The 20,231-nt window shown below is 72.0% G+C and carries 19 protein-coding genes; 8 read left to right on the plus strand and 11 right to left on the minus strand.

Annotated elements, in window-relative coordinates; all coding sequences use genetic code 11:
- The first annotated feature begins 13 nt into the window (after nt 1-13).
- Both Val02_RS34150 and Val02_RS34155 read left to right on the plus strand, forming a co-directional pair.
- Nucleotides 14-649: a class I SAM-dependent methyltransferase gene (locus tag Val02_RS34150; protein ID WP_203903417.1), complete on the plus strand. Its 636-nt coding sequence runs from the start codon at nt 14-16 to the stop codon at nt 647-649.
- A 150-nt stretch (nt 650-799) separates the two neighbouring features.
- Nucleotides 800-1,360 carry a nuclear transport factor 2 family protein gene (locus Val02_RS34155; protein ID WP_203903418.1) on the plus strand — a complete coding sequence of 187 codons (561 nt, stop codon included), beginning with the start codon at nt 800-802 and terminating at the stop codon, nt 1,358-1,360.
- Nucleotides 1,361-1,363: 3 nt separating this feature from the next.
- Here Val02_RS34155 and Val02_RS34160 read toward each other — a convergent pair whose 3' ends face one another.
- Nucleotides 1,364-1,966 (minus strand): TetR/AcrR family transcriptional regulator, encoded by a 603-nt coding sequence (locus Val02_RS34160; RefSeq protein WP_203903419.1) that lies wholly within the window; start codon nt 1,964-1,966, stop codon nt 1,364-1,366.
- Nucleotides 1,967-2,030: 64 nt separating this feature from the next.
- Complete coding sequence (locus Val02_RS34165) at nt 2,031-2,699, minus strand: cyclase family protein (protein WP_203903420.1); 669 nt, start codon at nt 2,697-2,699, stop codon at nt 2,031-2,033.
- A gap of 104 nt (nt 2,700-2,803) precedes the next feature.
- Here Val02_RS34165 and Val02_RS34170 point away from each other — a divergent pair, with 104 nt between their 5' ends.
- Nucleotides 2,804-3,658, plus strand: a complete 855-nt coding sequence (locus Val02_RS34170; RefSeq protein ID WP_203903421.1) for a LysR family transcriptional regulator — start codon at nt 2,804-2,806, stop codon at nt 3,656-3,658.
- Here Val02_RS34170 and Val02_RS34175 read toward each other — a convergent pair.
- A complete protein-coding gene (locus Val02_RS34175; RefSeq protein ID WP_239153551.1) occupies nt 3,645-4,472 on the minus strand; it encodes a hypothetical protein in 828 nt (275 codons plus the stop codon). The two genes, Val02_RS34170 and Val02_RS34175, sit on opposite strands and share 14 nt — an antisense overlap.
- Nucleotides 4,473-4,508: 36 nt before the next feature.
- On the opposite strand from Val02_RS34175, the gene Val02_RS34180 reads away from it, so the two are divergent.
- Together Val02_RS34180 and Val02_RS34185 are read left to right on the plus strand one after the other, a co-directional pair.
- Nucleotides 4,509-5,276, plus strand: a complete 768-nt coding sequence (locus tag Val02_RS34180; protein WP_203903423.1) for an aldo/keto reductase — start codon at nt 4,509-4,511, stop codon at nt 5,274-5,276.
- Nucleotides 5,277-5,427: 151 nt separating this feature from the next.
- Nucleotides 5,428-7,194: an anthranilate synthase family protein gene (locus Val02_RS34185; RefSeq protein ID WP_239153552.1), complete on the plus strand. Its 1,767-nt coding sequence runs from the start codon at nt 5,428-5,430 to the stop codon at nt 7,192-7,194.
- A 100-nt stretch (nt 7,195-7,294) separates the two neighbouring features.
- Here Val02_RS34185 and Val02_RS34190 read toward each other — a convergent pair whose 3' ends face one another.
- The 4 genes from Val02_RS34190 to Val02_RS34205 all read right to left on the minus strand — a co-directional run bounded on the left by Val02_RS34190 (nt 7,295) and on the right by Val02_RS34205 (nt 10,096).
- On the minus strand, nt 7,295-7,462 hold the full coding sequence (locus Val02_RS34190; protein WP_203903425.1) for a hypothetical protein: 168 nt from the start codon (nt 7,460-7,462) through the stop codon (nt 7,295-7,297).
- Nucleotides 7,459-8,541 carry a LacI family DNA-binding transcriptional regulator gene (locus tag Val02_RS34195; protein WP_203903426.1) on the minus strand — a complete coding sequence of 361 codons (1,083 nt, stop codon included), beginning with the start codon at nt 8,539-8,541 and terminating at the stop codon, nt 7,459-7,461. Before Val02_RS34195 ends, Val02_RS34190 begins: the two co-directional genes overlap by 4 nt.
- A gap of 81 nt (nt 8,542-8,622) precedes the next feature.
- Nucleotides 8,623-9,108, minus strand: coding sequence for a hypothetical protein (locus tag Val02_RS34200; protein ID WP_203903427.1), 486 nt, complete (start codon nt 9,106-9,108; stop codon nt 8,623-8,625).
- Nucleotides 9,109-9,142: 34 nt separating this feature from the next.
- Nucleotides 9,143-10,096, minus strand: coding sequence for a helix-turn-helix transcriptional regulator (locus tag Val02_RS34205; protein WP_203903428.1), 954 nt, complete (start codon nt 10,094-10,096; stop codon nt 9,143-9,145).
- Nucleotides 10,097-10,151: 55 nt separating this feature from the next.
- Here Val02_RS34205 and Val02_RS34210 point away from each other — a divergent pair, with 55 nt between their 5' ends.
- The gene (locus tag Val02_RS34210; RefSeq protein ID WP_203903429.1) at nt 10,152-10,847 is read left to right on the plus strand and encodes an alpha/beta fold hydrolase; all 696 of its coding nucleotides are present in this window, start codon (nt 10,152-10,154) and stop codon (nt 10,845-10,847) included.
- Here the strand turns inward: Val02_RS34210 and Val02_RS34215 are convergent.
- The gene (locus Val02_RS34215; protein WP_203903430.1) at nt 10,827-11,948 is read right to left on the minus strand and encodes an AI-2E family transporter; all 1,122 of its coding nucleotides are present in this window, start codon (nt 11,946-11,948) and stop codon (nt 10,827-10,829) included. The genes Val02_RS34210 and Val02_RS34215 overlap by 21 nt on opposite strands.
- 142 nt (nt 11,949-12,090) lie before the next feature.
- Between Val02_RS34215 and Val02_RS34220 the strand changes: the two genes are divergently transcribed.
- On the plus strand, nt 12,091-14,676 hold the full coding sequence (locus Val02_RS34220) for a glycoside hydrolase family 9 protein (protein ID WP_203903431.1): 2,586 nt from the start codon (nt 12,091-12,093) through the stop codon (nt 14,674-14,676).
- 180 nt (nt 14,677-14,856) lie between these two features.
- A complete protein-coding gene (locus Val02_RS34225) occupies nt 14,857-15,891 on the plus strand; it encodes a mechanosensitive ion channel family protein (RefSeq protein WP_203903432.1) in 1,035 nt (344 codons plus the stop codon).
- Between the two features lie 42 nt (nt 15,892-15,933).
- Here the strand turns inward: Val02_RS34225 and Val02_RS34230 are convergent, their stop codons facing one another.
- The 3 genes from Val02_RS34230 to Val02_RS34240 form a co-directional block, all read right to left on the minus strand.
- Nucleotides 15,934-17,532, minus strand: coding sequence for a methyl-accepting chemotaxis protein (locus Val02_RS34230; RefSeq protein WP_203903433.1), 1,599 nt, complete (start codon nt 17,530-17,532; stop codon nt 15,934-15,936).
- A 55-nt stretch (nt 17,533-17,587) separates the two neighbouring features.
- Nucleotides 17,588-18,766, minus strand: a complete 1,179-nt coding sequence (locus Val02_RS34235; protein ID WP_203903434.1) for a serine/threonine-protein kinase — start codon at nt 18,764-18,766, stop codon at nt 17,588-17,590.
- Nucleotides 18,767-18,839: 73 nt separating this feature from the next.
- The gene (locus tag Val02_RS34240) at nt 18,840-20,210 is read right to left on the minus strand and encodes a GGDEF domain-containing protein (RefSeq protein WP_203903435.1); all 1,371 of its coding nucleotides are present in this window, start codon (nt 20,208-20,210) and stop codon (nt 18,840-18,842) included.
- Nucleotides 20,211-20,231 lie beyond the last annotated feature (21 nt).

Genomic DNA, 20,231 nt, shown 5'->3' on the forward strand with positions numbered 1-20,231 from the left:
AGACTCGGGCGTCGTGAGCAGCTTTCTGGAGCACACCCGGTCGCTGCCGGCGTCGTACGTTCCGGAGATCGCGCTGCACCAGGCCGACGACGCCATCGCGCTCTGGGAGCGCACCGAGGAGGCCGCGGGCGGGGCGCGGCTGGCGCCGCCGTTCTGGGCGTTCGCGTGGGCGGGCGGGCAGGCGGTGGCACGCTACCTGCTCGACCACGCCGACCTGGTGGCCGGTCGCAGCGTGCTCGACCTCGCCGCCGGTGGCGGCATCGTGGCCATCGCCGCCGCGCGTGCCGGTGCGGCCCGGGTCGTCGCCACCGAGATCGACCCCACCGCTGTCGAGATCCTCCGGGTGAACGCCATGAGCAACGGCGTCTCCGTCGAGGCCCTGCTGGGCGACGTGCTCGACGACACCACGCTCGCCGCGGACGTGGTGACGGCCGGCGACGTCTTCTACAGCCGGGAGATGGCGCGGCGGATGCTGGCGTTCCTGGACCGCGCGGCGGCCCGCGGGTCGCTGGTGCTGGTCGGCGACCCCGGCCGCGCCTACCTGCCGCGCGAGCGGTTCACGGCCGTGGCGGAGTACCCGGTGCCGACGACGCTCGCGCTCGAGGACGCCGAGGTCAAGGCCACCACCGTCTGGCGCCTCACGCCCTGACGCCCACGCTCCACCTGCTCATCGAACCCTGTCTCCGTCCTTGACGGCGCTCTCCGGCGCTGCCTATCCTAACGCCGTTAGAATATCTAACAACGTTAGGAGTATGCGGCGCGGACCGCTGCCGCACCGACTCGAGCCAAGGAGACTGACATGCGTACGCGTACCTTCGTTCCCGGCCTCGCCGGCATGGTGGCCGCAGCGGCCCTGATCGCAGGCATCGTCGTTGCCGGGCCCGCGGCCTCCTCCGCGGCGTCGCCCGGGGAACGGCCCGCGCAGCAGGTCGTGGATGCACAGAAGCACGAGACGGACCGGGTGCCGGCGATCGGGCGGCGGTGGGCCGCCGCGTGGATGACCACCGACACCCGCGATCTGGCGCGGCTCTACACCAGGGACGCGGTCTACACGGACCGCGCCCTGAACCTGGTGTTCCACGGCCGGGAGGGGGTTGTGGAATGGGAGACCGGTTCCCATCAGCTCGTCGGGAATCTCGGGTTCGAGGTGACCGGTGGCTTCCGCGGGAGCGACGGGGTGGTGGTCGAGGGGGTGTTCACCGGCCACATCGTCGGTGCGCCCCGTCCGTTCGCGGTGCCGACGGTGACCGTGCTGCGGCTGCGCGGAGACCTGATCCGGTCGAGTAGCGACTACTACAACCGGGGTGAAATCCTCAGCGATTCCGGTCTGCCCGCGGACTGGACCCCGACCGGCAACTGATGCCTACGCGTCGCCCGGCGGGTCGGTCCGCCAGCCGCGAAGCAGCGCGTCCAGCGCCTGCTGGGCGAGCCGCCGGGCACGCTCGTTGCCGACAGTGCCGATGCGGCCGAGTGACGCTATGCCGTACAGGGTGCCCCAGACGATGTCGCAGGCCTCGCCGAAATCGGCCAGAACCACGTCGTGGGCCTCCGACCACGTGGTGAGCAGTTCCTTCAGAACGCCGACGGTGGGGGCCGCCGCGCGCAGCCGCTCGTCCGCGTCGACGGCATCGCCGTTCATGATCTGATACAGATGCGGGTGGTCGCCGGCGAACCGCACGTACTCGGACGCGAGCCGCATCATGCGCCGGTCGATGTCGGGCTCCTCGGGGGCCTGCTGGAGCTCGGCCAGCATCAGGCGGTGGCCGTGCGCGACGAGTTCCAGCACGAGCGCGTCCTTGTTGGCGAAGTGCTGGTAGACGACGGGTGCGGAGTATTCGACGTCGGTGGCGATGCGCCGGACCGTCAACGCGGTGACACCCTCGTTTTCGAGGATGTGCAACGCGGCCTCGACGATTCGTGCGCGGGTGCTCGCGCGTTCGCGGGCCCGTCTGGTGCTGGTCGGCATCGTTGTCACCTCGCTTCCGGCGGGTTCACGGCGCAGCGATCCTAACAACGTTAGAAGTCCTCGATCACGTCACGATCGCGAACGCGCGCACCGGGAACGTCCCCAGCCCCGCCACCCGCACCGGCGTGGCGAAGAAGCGGAACCCGTTCGCCGGCAGGGCGTCCAGCCCGGTGAGGTGCTCCACGATGAGGATCCCCGCGGCGAGCAGTCCGGTGTGCGCGGGGCGGGCGGGTCCCTCGCTGAAGCAGTCGATGTTCACGGAGTCGATGCCGACCAGGGCGGGACGGCGCGCCACGAGCCACTCCACCCCGGACGCGGCCAGGAACGGCGCGGCGGAGTCGCCGTACGCGGCCGTCCCGAAGTGCCGGTCCCAGCCGGTGTGCAGCAGCACGGCGGCACCTGCGAGGTCGGCGTCGCCGAACGCCTCGGCGAGGGAGTCATCGGTGATCGCGCGGGAGGCGAACGACGCCCGGTACCCGGCCAGGTCGGCGCAGGACTCCAGCGGCACACCGGAGAGATCGGGGCCGGCGGCGTACCGGTGCGCGGGCGTGTCGAGGTAGGTGCCGGTGTTGGCCACCATCTCGATGCGCCCGATGTGGAACTCGGTCCCCGGCCCGTAGACCGCCGGCGAGTCCGCGCGGCTCAGGTGATCGCTGATGGCGGGGGCCGGCAGCCCGGGATAGGTGACCTGGCCGTCGGAGACGACGTGGTTCAGCTCGACGAAACGACCCATGCGTCAGACCGTCGCACGTAGCGGCGCTAACGTGGTAGCGGCAATCCCTCAAGCAATGCTTTAGGAGGACTACCGTCGTCGCCCTGGATCCCCGGAAGCTGAGCGTGCTGGCGGCCATCGCGCGCTGCGGCAGCCTCTCCGGCGCGGCGGCCGCGTTGCACGTCACACCCTCGGCCGTCTCGCAGCAGCTGGCGCACCTCGAACGGCTCGTCGGCCGGCCGTTGGTGGACCGTTCGGCGCGGGGGACGGCGCTGACCGCGGCCGGCCGGGTGCTCGCCGCCAGGGCGGAGGCGATCGACGACGAACTGGCCGGCGCCGAACGCGACCTCGCCGCACTGGACGGGCGGGCCGCCGGCGGCGTGACCGTGGCGGCGTTCCCGACGGTGATCCGCAATCTGCTCGTCCCCGCCATGCGCACGCTCGGTGAGACCCACCCGGAGGTCGCGGTCCGCATCGTCGAGGGCGAGGGCGACTCGGCTCTCCGGCGGCTGCGCCACGGCGAGGTCGACGTCGTCATCATGGAACGCGACGCCGGCCTCGGGCTCGGCCGCCACCGCCAGATCACCGTGCTGCCGCTGCACACCGACCCGTACCGGATCGCGGTCCCCGCGAGCTGGCCCGAGCCGACCGGGCACGCCGACCTCGCCGACCGCCCGTGGATCGCCGGACCGCCCGGGACGGCCAGCGGGCAGGCCCTGGAGCGGCTCGGGTGGAGCGCCCGGGTGGCGCACGTGTGCGTCGACTACCCGACGACGTTGACGCTGGTCCGCGCGGGGCTGGGCGCCGCGGTCGTCCCGGCGCTCGCGCTGATGAATGAGGACCTTTCGGGGATACGGGCAACCAGGCTCACGGGAGCCGGAGCCAGGCGTCTCGACGGTCTCATCACGGGCAAGCGGAGCGGTTCGCCCGCCGCCGAGGCCCTTTTCGCCGCGATCCGCGAAGTGGTCAGGACGCTCTGATCAGCACGTCGCCCGCGAGCCGGCCCCGCTCCGGCGTTCGTTCGACCGCGCCGCTCGCCAGCAGCGTGGTCAGCGCAGCCGCGCAGTCCTCCGCCCGGTACACGGTCTCGGTGAGCGCGAACTGCTTCAGCTCCGCCACCGTTCGCCACTCGACGGTGCGCAGGTGGGCGAGCAGTTCGCGGCGCAGCGGGCCGGGGTGCGGGCGCAGCGAGATGTCGAGCAGGTGCCCGTCCGGATCGCCCGGATCGCGGTAGCGCACCCCCGCGTACTCGTCCACGGCCCACAGTTCCGCCTTGAACGCCTCCAGCCGCTTGAGGTGCCCCGTCCCGAAGCCCACCAGCCGCGCGGCGCCGGCGGCGTCGACGAGCTCCACGCCGGCCGTCAGCGCGAAGCCGGTGCCACGCAACGCGTCGCGCTGCGCCGCCCAGTCCCCCGCCCCGGCCGTGAACATCAGCTCGCTCGGTCGCCCCGACGCGACGGCCCGCAGCACGGCGTGCACCGGCGCCCCGTCGAGGAACGCGAACACCGGCGCACCCGCCGCGCCGGCGGCCGTCAGCGCGGCCGGCAGGTAGGTCTCCACCGCGCCGCTGACGGTGAACACCTGCAGGTCGCCCGCGTCGTGGCGTTCCCCCGAAAAGAGCACGAGGGACAGGCGGCGGCCGCGGGGACCGAGGTCGGCGAGGGCGCGCACGACGGCCTCCGCCTCGGCGGGCGCGGCGCACGCCACCGTGGCGCGCTTGGCGTGCAGGGCCCCGGGAGCCCACGACTCCAGACAGCGGACCAGCAACTCCCGCACCACAGCGTCGAGGCTCACGCGCATAGTCTCCTACGGCTGAGGTATGTATGGGGAATGACACGAACGGTGGAGATCAAGGGCGGCACCATCCCGCTCGTCGGCTTCGGCACGTGGCAACTGAGCGGCGAGACCGCGTACGAGGCGACCCGGCACGCGCTCGAGGTCGGCTACCGGCACATCGACACGGCGACCATGTACCGCAACGAGGACCAGGTGGGGCGGGCGCTGCGGGACAGCGGCGTGCCGCGCGACGAGGTGTTCATCACGACGAAGTTCTACTTCGACCGCATCGGCGAGGAACGCAAGGTCATCGAGGCGAGCCTCGCGGCGCTCGGCGTGGAGCACGTCGACCTGTGGCTGGTGCACTGGCCGCCGCGCAACGACGGTGAGTCGGTCGCGATCTGGAACGAGTTCCGGGCGGCCCGCGACGCCGGGCTCACCCGGTCGATCGGGGTCAGCAACTACTCCCTCGCCCAGATCGACGAACTGGTCGAGGCGACCGGCGAGGCCCCGGCCGTCAACCAGGTGCCGTGGAGCCCGGCCAAGCACGACGCGGCGTTCCTGGCGCAGAGCCGGGAGCGGGGCGTGGTGATCGAGGGCTACAGCCCGCTCAACGACAGCGACCTCAGCGACCCGGTGTTCGTGTCGATCGCCGAGAAGCACGGGGTGAGCCCGGCACAGGTGATCCTGCGCTGGCACCTGGAGCACGACATCGTGGTGCTCCCGCGCTCCTCGCGCAAGGAACGCGTCGAGTCGAACTTCGCGCTCGACTTCAGCCTGGATTCCGACGATGTCGCGCGTATTGACGCGCTGGGGAAGTAGCCCTGTAGGGTGTCGACCATGTTCGCGCGACGGAATCAGTGGTGGCCCGCCTGACGGCGGCCCCTTCCTCGCGCGTATTTCCCGCGGCCGCCTTTCGAGGCGGCCGTTCGTCGTTCTCGTAGGCGGCCTTCGTCTTTTTCGGAGGTCTCACGTGTCTTTCACGCCACCGCCCGGCCCGTTCGCGCTCCTGCGCCGTTCCCACGGCGTCGAGTTCATCACCGGCACCGTGTCCACTGTGGACAGACTGGCGGACATCCCGCTGCCGTCGCTGGCGGTGATCCCGTATCGGCAGGTGGCCGAGCGCGGGTTCGACCACGTGGACGACGGGGTCCCGCTGGAGTGCCTGCGCGTGGAGTCGCACACCACGCTCGATCCGGCGCTGTTCCCGCCGCTCGACCCGCCTTCGCTGAGCGATGGCCGCTTCGACCTGGACGATGCGACCTATGCATCCACTGTGGAGGATGTGCTCCGCGACGAGATCGGCCGCGGCGAGGGCGCGAACTTCGTCATCCACCGCACCTACGAGGCCGACGTGCTCGGCGACCCGGTGGCGGCCGCGTTGGCGGCGTTCGGGCGGCTGCTGCGCGACGAACGCGGTGCGTACTGGACGTTCCTCGTGCACACCGGCACCCGCACGCTCGTCGGCGCCACCCCGGAACGCCACGTCAGCGTCGACGACGGCCTGGTGATGATGAACCCGATCAGCGGCACCTACCGCCACCCCGCGGGCGGCCCCGACGCCGAGGGGCTGCGCGCCTTCCTGGCCGATCCCAAGGAGGCCGAGGAGCTGTACATGGTGCTCGACGAGGAACTGAAGATGATGGCCGCCGTCGCCGAGGGCGGGGGTCAGGTCGTCGGGCCCTACCTCAAGCCGATGGCGCACCTGCACCACACCGAGTACCTGCTGGCCGGCCGCACCACGTTGGACGTGCGGGACGTGCTGCGCGAGACGATGTTCGCGCCGACGGTGGTGGGCAGCCCGGTCGAGAACGCCTGCCGCGTCATCGCCCGGCACGAGCGGCGCGGCCGCCGCTACTACGCGGGGGTGCTGGCGCTGCTCGGGCTGGACGAGGCGGGCCGGCAGACGCTGGACGCGCCGATCCTGATCAGGACGGCCGAGATCTCGGCCGCCGGGCGGCTGCGCATCCCGGTCGGGGCGACGCTGGTGCGCCACTCGACGACGGCCGGGGAGGTCGCGGAGACCCGCGCGAAGGCGGCCGGGATCCTCGCGGCGTTCGGGCGCGGCTCCGGCGTGTCCACAGTGGAGGGTTCTTTCGAGCGCATCGATCCCGACCTGACCACTCTGCCCGGCATCGCGGAGGTCCTCGCCGCCCGGAACGAGCACCTGGCCCGCTTCTGGCTGGACCAGCGGCCGGCCGCCGCGCCGCCGCACCTCGGCACGGCACTGGTGATCGACGCGGAGGACACGTTCACCGGGATGCTCGCGCTGCAACTGCGCGCGCTCGGCCTGACGGTGACGGTCCGGCCGTACGACACCGCCGACTCCGGCGGGTACGACCTCGTGGTGTTCGGCCCGGGGCCGGGCGACCCACGCTCCACAGTGGACGAACGCATCGTGCGGCTGCGCGCCCTGCTGAAGGAACGGCTGGACGCGGGGCTGCCGACGCTGGGCGTCTGCCTCGGCCACCAGCTGCTGTGCGGCCTGCGCGGCCTCGAACTCGTCCGCCGCGACGACACCTATCAGGGCCTGCAACGGGAGATCGACTTCTTCGGGCGGCCGGAGCGCGTCGGCTTCTACGCCAGCTTCACGGCCCTGGACTGCGGGAACGAGGTGCACGCGATCCGCGGCCCCGGCTACGCCGGTGTGCAGTTCCACCCGGAGTCCGTCCTGAGCGAGCACGGCCTGGACCTGCTCCGCGAACTGGTCACCGGACTGCTCGTCAGACAGAGCGCGTGAAACGGCGGATGGCGGCGACCCCACCCAGGTCGCCGCCATCCCTTTCACCCCCGGCAACGACCCGGGCCTGGGTCGCTGCCGTTACCACCCCACAATCAGGTCATTGGTCCATGCGTTCGGCCATGCGTCGAAGTGCACGGGCGGCGGCACGGCGTACTCGGGGATTGCCGGCGCGGTGCGGGACCACGGGGGCGTCCGGCATGGCCGAGTACATGTCGCGGGTAAGGAAGCGCATGCCCGCGATGATCGGGTCATTGTTCATGTTCACGATGACGACTCCTGGTTGATCGGACCCGTGGTCGCGCGGACCACGAGCGTGGTCGGCAGTACCCGGTGCCGGGCCTGCGGATCTGCGGGCGGGTCGAGGAGGAGTTCCCCCGCGATCCGGCCCCGCTCGACGCTGGGCTGGCGGATGGTCGTCAGGCCGACTGCGGCGGCTTCCGGAATGTCGTCGAAGCCGGTGACCGACACGTCCCGCCCGGGCCGCAGTCCGCGCACGGCCAGCGCGTCCAGCACACCCAGGGCCAGCACGTCGGACGTGCTGAGGATCGCGGTGCAGCGATCCTGGCGGTCGAGCGCGTGCCCGGCGGCCTCGGCGCCGACCAGGCGGTCGTTCTCGGCCGCGTTGATGAGGACAACGTCGGCGAGGTCCACGCCGGCGGCCACGAGCGCGTCGCGGAAGCCGCGCACCCGTTCGCCGCTGACGTAGTAGCGCAGCTCGTCGGGGTGCACGTCGACCGGACCGGTGACCGACGTGTCGGTGATCCAGTGGCCGATCAGCGCCACGCGGCGGTGTCCGAGCGCCGCCACGTGCGCCGCGAGCCGGCGGGCCGCCTTGCGCTCGTCGATGCCGACGAACCCGACCTCGCCCGACAGCTGTCCGGTGATCGCCGGGTCCTCGCCGCCGACCACGGGCAGCCCGCGGAAATTGATGATCTCCAGGGCCTTGAACCAGTCCGGCACGCAGTACACGCAGAACGCGTCCACCGCGGCGTTGCGCACCGCGTCGAGCGCGCCCTCCTGGTCGTTGTGCGGCAGCGGGATCAGCAGCAGCGAGGTCTTGCGCTGCTCGGCCGCCTCGGCAAGCCCGCGCAGGTACGCCACCGCGTACGGGTCGCGGAACGCCATCGACAGGTTGGCCGTCAGCAGCACACCGATCGCGTCGACCTTGCCGCGCCGCAGCGAACGGGCACTCGGGTTGGGCCCCGGGTAGCCGAGCCGCTCGGCCACGGCGAGGATCCTGGCGCGCAGCTCCGGGGAGAGCTGGTCCGGCCTGCTGTAGGCGTTGGAGACGGTGCTGCGGGAGACACCGACCTGGTCGGCGACGGTCTGCAGAGTCGCTCCCACGATGTCACCTCCCGCCTCGGATACCGCTCTCTGAATCGATACAGTACCCGTCGGCGGAGGGCGGCCACAACGTGATCGCGGTTACCCGGAACGGACCACCCGATCCCCGGCCCAGGGCGGCATGAACTCCACCCAGCGGTCCGGTCGGGCGGGTTCGAACTGCACGAGCACGCGGGTCAGGTTTTCCGGCAGGGTCCGGCAGGCGAAGCGGGCCCCGGGCTGTGCCTGCGCGGCGAGGTACGGCGGGATCTGCGCGAGATACCGGCCGTGCGCGGCGGCCCGGCCGGGGAGCGCCAGTTCTGCATCGATGCGGTAACTCAGCGTGCCGTCGCGCGATTCCTCGGTGGCCACGTTCCGCAACCAGATCTCGCCGACGACGCTGTCCCGCTCCCACGCGCCGCTGCGCTTGCGCCAGAGCACGATCGCCAGGGCCACCGCCAGGAGGCCGAACAGCACCCCAAGCGCGAGGAGGAACGGCATCGCCTCCGGATCCAACGCGACCTGCAACCCACCGAAAGCCACTAGCAGAACGGCTAGTACGCCGCTGATTCCGATCCACACCCTCACGCGAAGACAGTACGCAAAGGAGCCGGAATTCTTTTCACCCTGCGTATCGATCCAGGGATCTTGCCAGTATTCGGACCTCGTCACGCAACGCGTCCGGGTGCTCGATCCGGAACGGCCAGCCGAGTCCGGCGAGCAGCTGGGCCATCCCGTCGAGGCGTTCGGCGCGGCCGGTCAGGCGCACGCCGCCCGGCACCTCGGCCAGGGTGCCGACCGTCGCGGGCAGCCGCCGCCGGGCCGTGGCCAGCTCCGTCTCCAGCACGACCGACACCTCGTGCGCATAGGGAACGGCGGCCAGCCCGGCCATGACGTGCGCGGTGGGGTCAAAGTCGGCCGGCGGCTCGAAGGTGGCCGTTCCGGCGCGGGCGGAGCCGATCCTGTCCAGCCGGAACGTGCGCACCGCGTCGCGCCGGTGGTCCCGTCCGGTCACGTACCAGCGGCCGGTGTGGAAGACGAGGCCGTAGGGGTCGAGGTCCCGTTCCCCCGAACGCCCGTCCCAGGAGGTGTACGCGAGGGTGACGGTGCGCTGCTCCCTGGCCGCTCCGGCGAGCGTCAGCAGGACGTCGGTGCCGGGCGGGGATGCCGGGCGTTCCGGAGCGGTGAAGGCGAGCGCGGACAGCAGGGGGTCGACGCGCCCGGCCAGGCTGCGCGGCAGCACCCGGGTGACCTTGGCGAGCGCCGAGTCGACGGCGGCGCGGGCGTCGGTGACCAGCCCGGTCCGCCGACCCGCGACGAGGCCGAGCACGACGGCCACCGCCTCGTCGTCGGTGAACATCAGCGGCGGCAGCTTGTACCCGGGCGCGAGCCGGTAGCCGCCGTAGCGCCCGCGGCGCGCCTCCACCGGGATGCCGAGGTCGGCCAGGTGCGTGGCGTACCGGCGAACGGTGCGCTCGTCGACGCCGAGCCGGCCGGCGAGCGCGGCGACGGTGTGCGCGCCACCGGCCTGGAGCAGCTCCAGCAGGGCGAGCACGCGCGCCGTGGGCCGAGTCAAGGTTTCTCCCTAATCCGGGCGGATCCTGCCCGGATATGAGCCTAGCGTCGAACGCATGACGACCTACGTACTCGTTCCCGGGTTCTTCCTCGGCGGCTGGGCCTGGCGCGACGTCGCCGCCCACCTGCGCGCACGCGGCCACGAGGCGCACCCCGTGACGCTCACCGGGCTCGGCGAGCGCGCCCACCTGGCCCGGCCGGACGTCGACCTCGACACGCACATCGACGACGTCGCCCACCTGCTGCGCTACCGCGAACTGCGCGACGTGACGCTGGTCGGGCACAGCTACGGCGGCGAGGTCGTGACCGGCGTGGCCGACCGGCTGCCGCACCTGGTCTCCCGCCTGGTCTACGTCGACACCGGCCCGCTGCCCGACGGCGTCTCCCAGAACGACTTCGCTCGTTCGGCCGGCGCGCCGCAGGAGCCGACGGACGGTTTCCTCCCGCCGCCGCCGTGGGCCTCGGTGAGTGAGGGTGAGGACGGCGTGGACCTCGCGCGGCTCTCCTCGTTGGCCACGCCCCAGCCGTGGGCCACCGCGACCGCGCCGGTCCGGCTCACCGGCGCGTGGGAGAAGATCCCGTGCCACGGCGTCTTCTCCAGCTTCACGGTCGAACAGGTGCGCGCCATGGCCGCCACCGTCCCGTTCTTCCGGCTGATGGTCGGTCCACAGTGGACGTACGCGGAACTGCCCGGCTGGCACTGGCCGCTGCTCAACCGGGCGGCCGAGCTGTCAGTCCTGCTTGAGGGGTAGCTCCCGTGGCTGCTCCTCGGGCAGCGGCTCCGCCGGCTCGCGCCAGGTGAGCGCGACGCGGTAGGCCACCGCGATGAGCGGCGTCGCGAGCAGCGCACCGCTCACGCCGGCGAGCAGTCCCCCGGCCGCCACCCCGACCAGCACGACGGCCGGGTGCAGGGCGAGCGCACGGCTCATGATGAGGGGCTCCAGCAGGTTCCCCTCCAGCTGCTGGACCAGCAGCACCACGCCGAGGGCGAGCAGGGCGTCGGTGAAGCCGTTCGCGGCGAGGGCCACGAGCACGGCCACCGCGCCCGCCGCCGTCGCACCCAGCACCGGCACGAACGAGGCGAAGAACGTCAGCAGCGCCAGCGGGATCGCCAGCGGCACGCCGATGATCCACAGCCCGAGGCCGATCCCCAGGGCGTCGATCGCCGCCACGAGAACGATCCCGCGGGTGAACCCGCCCAGCGTCTGCCAGCCGGCGAGCCCCGCCCGGTCGGCCCGCGCGCGGGAGTGCTCCGGCACCGCCCGCAGCAGGAACCGCCACATGACCGGGCCGTCCTTGAGCAGGAAGAAGAGCAGCACCAGGGCGAGCAGCGTGGAGCCCAGGATCTCCAGCACGGTCGCCGCCCCGCGCAGGGACGCCGCACCGAGTGCGCGGGCCCGCTCGCCGGCCTGCTTGCCCAGGGAGTCCAGCTGGTCCTGGCTCAGGCCGAGCGGCCCCTCGACCAGCCAGTCCCGGATCTCGCGCACGCCCTCCGTGGCCTGCTTGGCCAGGGCGGGTGCCTCGTTGGTGACCGCGACGGCCACGATCGCGAGCGTGCCGGCGACCACCAGCACGGCCGCGAGCACCGCGATCAACGCGGCGAGGCCGCGCGGCACCCTCAGCCGGCACAGCAGCCGCACCAACGGCTGCAGCAGCGCCGCCATCAGGAGCGCCACGGCGATCGCCAGAACGACCGGGGTCACCAGGCCGAGCAGTATCGTCAGCACCCAGATCACGCCGGAGGCGACCAACACGGCCGCGCCGTAGATCAGGATCGCGCGTACCCAGCGTGGTACGCCCACAGGTTCCGCCTCGCGCTCGGCGCGGCGTTCGGTCTCCTCCTCGGTGGCCACGAGATCAGTATCGGGGCGCGCTGCCTCTTCGGCTCATTGACAGCGGTGGAGAGACGCACAAAAATATTCACCACCCCCATTGGGAGCGCTCCCAGCGCCCCGCCACCCACAACCGGAACCGCCAATCCGGTGAGGAGTTTTCGTGACGCGTTCACCGTTCACGCGTGCCGCGCTCGCAGGAGGTCTGGTCGGCGCGCTGATCGCCGTACCGCCGGCCTGGGCCGAAGGCCCCGAGCAGATCGTCAACGGCACGTTCGACAACGGCACCGCCAACTGGTGGTCCACCGCCAACGCCCCCATCTCCGTCGTCGACGGCGAGCTGTGCCTCTCCGGGCCCGGCGGCACCGTCAACCCCTGGGACGTCATCGTCGGCCAGGACAACATCGACATCGTCAACGGCGAGACGTACAAGCTGTCGTTCACGGCGCACGCGAGTGTGCCGATCGTGGCGCGCGTCCTCGTGCAGAACAGCGCCACCTACCTCGAGTCGCTCGGCGGCGTCACCGACCCGCCCGTGGACACCACGCGGCGCACGTACGAGTACACGTTCGCCGGCAAGGAGGACAACCCGGCCGGGCAGTTCGCCTTCCAGGTCGGCGGCAAGAGCGCTGAACCTTTCACGTTCTGCTTCGACGACGTCTCGCTCACCGGCGGCGCCGTCATCCCGCCGTACGAACCCGACACCGGCCCGCGCGTGCGCGTCAACCAGGTCGGCTACCTGCCGAACGGGCCCAAGGCCGCCACGCTCGTCACGACCGCCACGACACCGGTCGCCTGGCAGCTCAAGGACGCCACCGGCACCACCGTTCTCAGTGGACGCTCCACGCCGGCCGGCACCGAACGCACCTCCGGCCTCAACGTGCACACCGTCGACTTCACCCGCTACACCCGCACCGGAACGGGCTACACGCTCGTCGCCGACGGCGAGACCAGCCACCCGTTCGACCTGTCGGCCGCGCCGTACGCGAAGCTGCGCACCGACGCCCTCTCGGTCTACTACCCGTGGCGCAGCGGTATCGCCATCGACGACGCCATCGCCCCGGGCTACGGCCGCCCCGCCGGTCACGTCGGCGTGAGCCCCAACCAGGGCGACACGAACGTCGGGTGCTGGCAGGCCGGCTGCGACTACACCCTGGACGTCTCCGGCGGTTGGTACGACGCCGCCGACCACGGCAAGTACGTCGTCAACGGCGGCATCGCCGTGCACCAGCTGATGAGTTCGTTCGAACGCACGAAGACCGCGCGCAGCGCCACCCCCGCGAAGGACGGCGCGTTGCGCCTGCCGGAGACCGGCAACAGCGTGCCGGACGTTCTCGACGAGGCCCGGTGGGAGCTGGAGTTCCTGCTGAAGATGCAGGTGCCCGCCGGCAAGCCGCTCGCCGGAATGGCGCACCACAAGGTGCACGACGAGGCGTGGACCGGCATTCCGCTGTACCCGCACGAGGATCCGCAGCGGCGCTTCCTGCACCCGCCGTCGACGGCCGCGACGCTCAACCTGGCGGCCACCGCCGCGCAGTGCGCCCGGCTGTTCGCGCCGTACGACGCGACGTTCGCCGCGCGGTGCAAGAAGGCGGCCGAGACCGCGTACGCCGCGGCGAAGGCGAACCCGGCGGTCTACGCGCCCGGCGGAGCGGACAACCCGCCCGGCGGCGGCCCCTACGACGACCGCGACGTCAGCGACGAGTTCTACTGGGCGGCGGCCGAGCTGTACCTGACCACCGGCCGCTCGCAGTACGCCGCCGACGTGATGGCCTCGATGCACCACACCGCCGACGTGTGGCGGGAGCGCGGGTTCGACTGGGGCCACGTCGCCCAGCTCGCCCGCCTCGAACTGGCAACCGTCCCCAACGCGCTGCCCGACCGCGAGCGGGTGCGACGTTCCGTCGTGGACGGTGCGCGCAAGTACCTGGCGACCCAGCGCACCAGCCCGTGGTCCCTCACGTACGCGCCGTCGGACAACGTCTTCGACTGGGGCTCCAACCAGCTCGTGCTCAACAACCTGGTGGTCATCGCGACCGCGTTCGACCTGACGAACGACGCCACCTACCGCGACGCCGTCGTGCGGGGCATGGACTACCTGCTCGGCCGCAACGCGCTCAACCAGTCCTACGTCACGGGCTACGGCGAGCACCACTCCGAACGCATGCACAGCCGCTGGTTCGCGCACTCCGTTGCGCCCGCGATGCCGAAGCCGCCCGTGGGCAGCATCGCCGGCGGCCCCAACTCGGCGTCGTCCACCTGGGACCCGACCGCCGCGGACAAGCTCGCGGGCTGCGTCGACACGCCGCAGTTCTGCTACATCGACGACATCCAGTCCTGGTCCACCAACGAGATCGCGATCAACTGGGCGTCGGCGTTGGGCTGGGTCGCGGGCTTCGTCGCCGACCAGGGCAACGGCGGCAAGCTCCCGCCCGCGGGTGCCTGCCGGGTCGACTACCACGCCCTCAAGCTGCCCGGTGGCAGCCAGGTCGTCGCGTTGACCGTCACCAACACCGGCCGTCGCACCGTGGACGGCTGGACCGTCGAGTTCGCGTTCACCGGCGGCCAGCGGGTCGTCGGGGCCGTCGGCGCCACCAGCACCCAGCAGGGCGCCACGCTCACGCTGCACGACGACGATCGGTTGCGGCCCAGGGGGTCGGCGACCGTCCTGTTCGCGGCCACGGATCCCGTCGGGACCGTGGCGCCGGTACCCGAGCTGTTCAGGCTGAATGGGGAGGCTTGCGGCTGACGGCCGGGGCACGGTACACCGGCGGGGGCCGGTGACCGGTCGGGGTACCGCGCGCGGGCCGGCCTCTGGGCAGGGCCGGCCCGCGCGGACCATCCCGTCCGGGGAGTGACATCCGGTTTTCGTCGATGACCCGGGGGGTACCGGAGAGACGTTCCCGTGACGTCCCCCTGGAGGAACCGAATGTCAGAAATCCTCGCCGCGTCCAGCGTGGACGTGCAGGGCGGGCTCAGCGACATGCTGCGCACGATCCTGCTGTTCCTGCCGAAGGCGCTCCTGTTCGTGCTGATCCTGGTCGTCGGCTACATCGTCGCCAAGGTCCTGCTCAAGGTCGTCGACAAGGTGCTCGAACGGGTCGGGTTCGACCGCGTGGTGGAACGCGGGGGCATCCGCGCCGCGCTCGCCCACAGCAAGTACGACGCCAGCGACATCGTCGCCAAGCTCGTGTACTACGCGGTGCTGCTGTTCACGCTGCAGCTCGCGTTCGGCGTGTGGGGGCCGAACCCGGTCTCCGACCTGCTCAACGACGTCATCGCCTGGCTGCCGAACGCGTTCGTCGCGATCGTCATCGTGGTGATCGCCGCGGCTATCGGTGCGGCCGTCAAGGACATGATCAGCGGTGCGCTCGGCGGCCTCTCCTACGGGCGCATCCTGGCGAACGTCGCCTCGTGGTTCATCGTCGGGCTCGGCGTCATCGCCGCGCTCAACCAGATCGGGGTGGCCACCACGGTCACCATGCCGGTCCTGATCGCCGTTCTGGCCACGGTCGCCGGCATCCTCATCGTGGGCGTCGGCGGCGGGCTCGTGAAGCCGATGCAGTCCCGCTGGGAGGGCATGCTCGAACGGGCGCGGACGGAGTCGCAGACCATCGCGGAGCACGCCAAGGCGTACTCGGCCGGTCAGCGCGACATGGAGGAGGCCATGGCCGGCCAGGTGTACGCGGGTGCGGCCACGCCGGCGCCGGCGTCGGTGCGCACGTCGTTCGACCAGGAGCCGGTGCAGCCCGGGACGACCCCGGTCGCCACGCCGGCCTCGACCGCTCCGGCCACGCCGGCGACTTCGGCCACTCCGGCGACGGAGGCCACGGGTACGGCCCGCCGGTCGGGCGCCGCGGCCACGCCGGACGTTCCGCCGCAGGCCGCTCCGCCGCCGCGCGGCTGGCCGGTCAGCGAACAGCCGACGCAGGTCATCCCGCAGACGCCGCCCGCGCAGCAGTAGGACACGTTCGGAAGAAGGCCGGCCGCGATGGCCGGCCTTCTTTCATGCGTGGAATCGCCCCACGGCCTGCTGGAGTTCGGTGCTCATGCGGGCCAGTTCGTCGGCGGCGTCCTGCGCCTCCTTGATCCGTTCCGTCGTGGCCCGTCCCGCCTCGGCGACCTGGGAGATGTTCGTGGCGATGCGCTGCGAACCGTCCGCCGCGTCGGAGACGTTGCGGCCGATCTCGTTGGTCGTGGACGTCTGTTCCTCGACCGCGCTGGCGATCGTGGTCTGGTAGTCGTTCATCTTGTTGATCACCTCGGAGATGCGGGAGATCGCCTCCACCGCGCCCGAGGTGTCCGCCTGGATCGACGTGATCCGCCGGGAGATGTCCTCCGTGGCCTTCGCGGTCTCCTGGGCGAGTTCCTTCACCTCGCCGGCCACCACCGCGAAACCCTTGCCGGCGTCGCCGGCGCGCGCGGACTCGATCGTCGCGTTGAGCGCGAGCAGGTTCGTCTGCTCGGCGATCGCCGTGATCACCCGGATCACGTTGCCGATCTCCGCCGACGAGTCGCCCAGCTTGGAGACCGTCTCGGTGGTCTGCGCCGCGACCGCCATCGCGTCCGCCGACACCTGCACCGCCGCGGCCGCGTTCTGCGAGATCTCCCGGATACTCGCCGTCATCTCCTCCGCGCCGGCCGCGACCGTCGTCACGTTCCTCGACACGGAACCGGCCGCGCTCGACGCGACGTTCGCCTGCTCCACGGTGTGGTCGACCGAACGGGACACCTCGCCCGCGACCGTCGTGAGGCGCTGCGACGCGTCCGCCAACTGCGTCGCCGAGCCGGTGACCAGCCGCAACACGTCGGCGATCGAGTCCAGCGAACGGTTCACGGCGGCGCCCATCTGCGCCAGTTCTCGGCCGCCCGAGACCGGCACGCGCACCCGCAGGTCGCCGTCGGCCACCCGGTCGAGCACGTCGATCGCCCGGTGCAGCGGCCGCAGCAGGCTCCGTGCGGTCAGCAGCGCCAGGGTCATCGACAGCACCACCCCGATCGCCAGCATCGCGAACGTCGACATCCGCGCGCTCTCGTACGCCGCGGCCGCCTCGTCGGCGTGCGTCTTCGCCGCCTGCTGCTCCGACTCGCCCGCCTCGGTCAGCGCGGCCGCGATGTCGAGGCTGAGCTGGTTGAGCGTCTGCCCGACGTTGGGGTCACCGGCCGCGCCGCGCGCCTGCTGCGCCGCGGTGTCGGCCATGATCTGACCGAACTTCGTGTAGTCGGCGCGCACCCGTTCCAGCGCCGCCAGCGACGTGGCGGTCATCGGTAGCTTCTCCGCGGCGTCGAGCTGCTGCCCCATGGACGTGAACGCCTCGGTCGCCTGCTTCACCATCGTGGCGTGCACTGCGGGCGGCTGGCCCGGGATGGCGGAGGCGGCCGAGTTCGTGGTGTACGTCCCGAACGTGATCTCCAACCGCTGGATCGCGCTGAGCGGCACCGTGCCCTGGGCGTACACCTCGGAGGCGGACTCGTTCAGTGACGCCATGCGGTTCACCGCGAAGCCGCCCAGCACCACGATGATCATGAGCACCAGCGCGAAGCTCGCGAGCAGGCGTTCGCGCAGGCCCATGGCGCGTCGAGCGGTGTCGTCATGCGTGGTCATCACGGACTCGTATCGACCGCTAGGCCCTGAAAGTAAGGAAATGCCGCATTGAAACTCAAGATCTGCCGGGCGCCGACCCCGACGACGACGGCGGCGGGCTCCACCCGGGTGGGGGCGGCGCACCCTCGGGCGGCGGCCACGGCGGTGGCCAGGGCGGCGGCGATCCGCCCGGCGGAGGCGGCGGGTAGTACCCCGGATAGCCCGGCGGGGGCGGCGCGGTCGGCCCCCCGTCCGGCCCGAACATCAGCTCGGCCCCGCGTGCCGCCGCCACGACCAGGCCGAGCGCCAGCGGCACGCCGATCACGGCCGCGATCACGTGCCGCCGGTCGAACCGTCCCCGCTGTCGCGGAATCGACCCCCGACTGACCAGCGCACCGGGGCGCACCCGCCCCGCGGCCCCGCCGGGCGGCGCGCTCACCAGCGCCAGCAGCAACTCCTGGGCGGTCGGCCGGTCGGCCGGATCCTTCAGCAGCGCGGCCGCCACCAGTTCCCGCAAGCCGTCCGGCAGCACGCGCAGGTCCGGCTCCGCGTTGAGGATGCGCCACGAGCGCGACGTGGCGTCCGTTCCCCCGAACGGGTGATCGCCGCTCCCGGCGTAAGCGATGCAACAACCCCAGCCGAAGACGTCCATCGCCGGCACCGGCTCGCCGCCGTCCAGCTGCTCCGGCGCCGACCAGCCGAGGCTGCCCATCACCAGGCCGGTGGCGGTGTAGCCGGTGCTCAGGTCGAGCGCCCGGGCGATGCCGAAGTCGATGATCCGCACCCCGCCGAGGGTGACCATGACGTTGCTCGGCTTCAGATCGCGGTGCACCAGGTCGCTGTCGTGCACGGCGGTCAGCGCCGCCGCGACGCCCACGGCCAGGTTGTGCAGCGCGTCCGGCGCCATCGGCCCGTTGCGCTGCACCAGCTCGTGCAGCGCCATCCCGTCGAGGAACTCCGTCACCAGGTACGGCCGGCCGTTCAGCTGCCCGTCGGCGCGCACCGGCGCGGTGCAGAACGCCGGCACCCGCCGCGCGAGCTGGATCTCCCGCGTGAACCGGGCCCGGAACTCCGGATCCTGCGCCAGATGCGGGTGGATCACCTTGATCGCGACCCGGCCGGTGCCGTCGTGGCTGCCGTCGGTGGCCAGGTACACCGACGCCATCCCGCCCACGCCGAGGCGGCCGAGCAGGCGGTAGCCCCCGATCTCCGTCGGGTCGGACTGTTCCAGCGGCGCGACGGCAGCCGGGCTCAACCCGGTACCTCCCAGGTCCGTCAGTTAGCGGGCCCGGACAGTGTGACCGTCCGTGTTGCGGAAGAAAAGTCGATCAGGCGATCGCGGGAGTCAGGTGCTCCAGCACGTAGCGGCTGCCGGAGGCCTTCGCCATGTGGTGGGCGTCGTTCGCCGCCTCGATCAGCCGGTCCGGGCTCGCGTCCAAGCCGTCCTGACCGGCCACGACGACCGCGCCGATCACCGCGGGCACCTTGAGCTGAGCGTCCGCGATCGTCACCGGTTCATCGAGGGAACGCATGATGCGCGCCGCCACCATGTCGACGTTCTCCTCGGAGCCGGCGTTCTCCAGGAGGGCCACGAAGCCCTCGCCCTGCACCCGGCCCACCGTGTCGCTGCCGCGCAGTGCGGCGACGAGCCGGTTCGCCGTCGAGCGCAGCACCTCGTCGAACGCCTCGCGGCCCAGCGGCTCGGCCGCCCGCGCGCCGTCGGCGAGGTCGATGAAGAGCACGGCCAGCGTGGTGCCGTTGCGGCAGGCCCGCGCGAACGCGTCGTAGAGCCGGTTGGTGAGCATGCGCTTGTTGGGCAGGCCGGTGAGGGCGTCGTGCAGCGCGCGGTGCTCCTCGCGGCGCTGGTCCGTGATGTCGCGGTTGACCAGCACGTATCCGCGCAGTGCGCCGAAGTCGTCCGTGGTGGTGTTGAGCGAGCAGAGAACGGTGAGCGGGATGCCGTCGGCACGGCGTTCGCGGATCTCGCCGCGCCAGCCGCCGTGCTCCATCGCGATGCCGCTCACGTCCGACAGCGCCAGCGGCAGCCCGTCGTTCGTCATGAACTGCGTGTTGAGCAGCGAGAACAGGTCGCAGCCGAGGGCGTCGGCGCGGGTGTAGCCGTAGATGCGTTCGGCGCCGGCGTTCCAGCTGACGACCCGCCGGTCGGCGTCGAGGCTCACCAGGGCGTCGGAGATGTCGTCGAGCACCTCGATCTGGCGGCGCAGTTCCTCCGTCACAGCGGTGGCGTCGGCCAGCACGCGGGCGTTCATGATCGTCACCGCGGTGAGGTCGGCGAGCGTCGTGGCGAACGCGAGGTCCTCCTCGCCGATGGTCTGGTCGAGCAGCGAACCGGCGGCGACGCCCACCAGCCGGCCGTGCACCGACATCGGCACGAGGCACATGCCGCCGCCGAGCGCGGGTTCGTCGGCGATGAGCACCGCCTGCCCGGCCGTGAGCGCCGGGTGCGGGATGCCGGAGCCGCTCTGCACCAGGTCGGCGATGCGGTCCAGCAGAACGGGGTCGTGCCCGGCCAGTTCGACCAGGAGCGGGCCACCGCCGGGCGGGGTCAGCCACACGCTGATGCCACCGGGGAAGTACGGCGCCAGGTGGGTTGCCAGCGCCGCGGCCAGGCGGTCCTCGGCCGACATCGCCTCGACCATCCCGTCGGCGACGTCGACCACTGCGCGCAGGCGGATCATGGCGCATACCTCCGGAGCGCT

The organism is Virgisporangium aliadipatigenens (assembly GCF_016863615.1).
Lineage (GTDB): Bacteria > Actinomycetota > Actinomycetes > Mycobacteriales > Micromonosporaceae > Virgisporangium > Virgisporangium aliadipatigenens.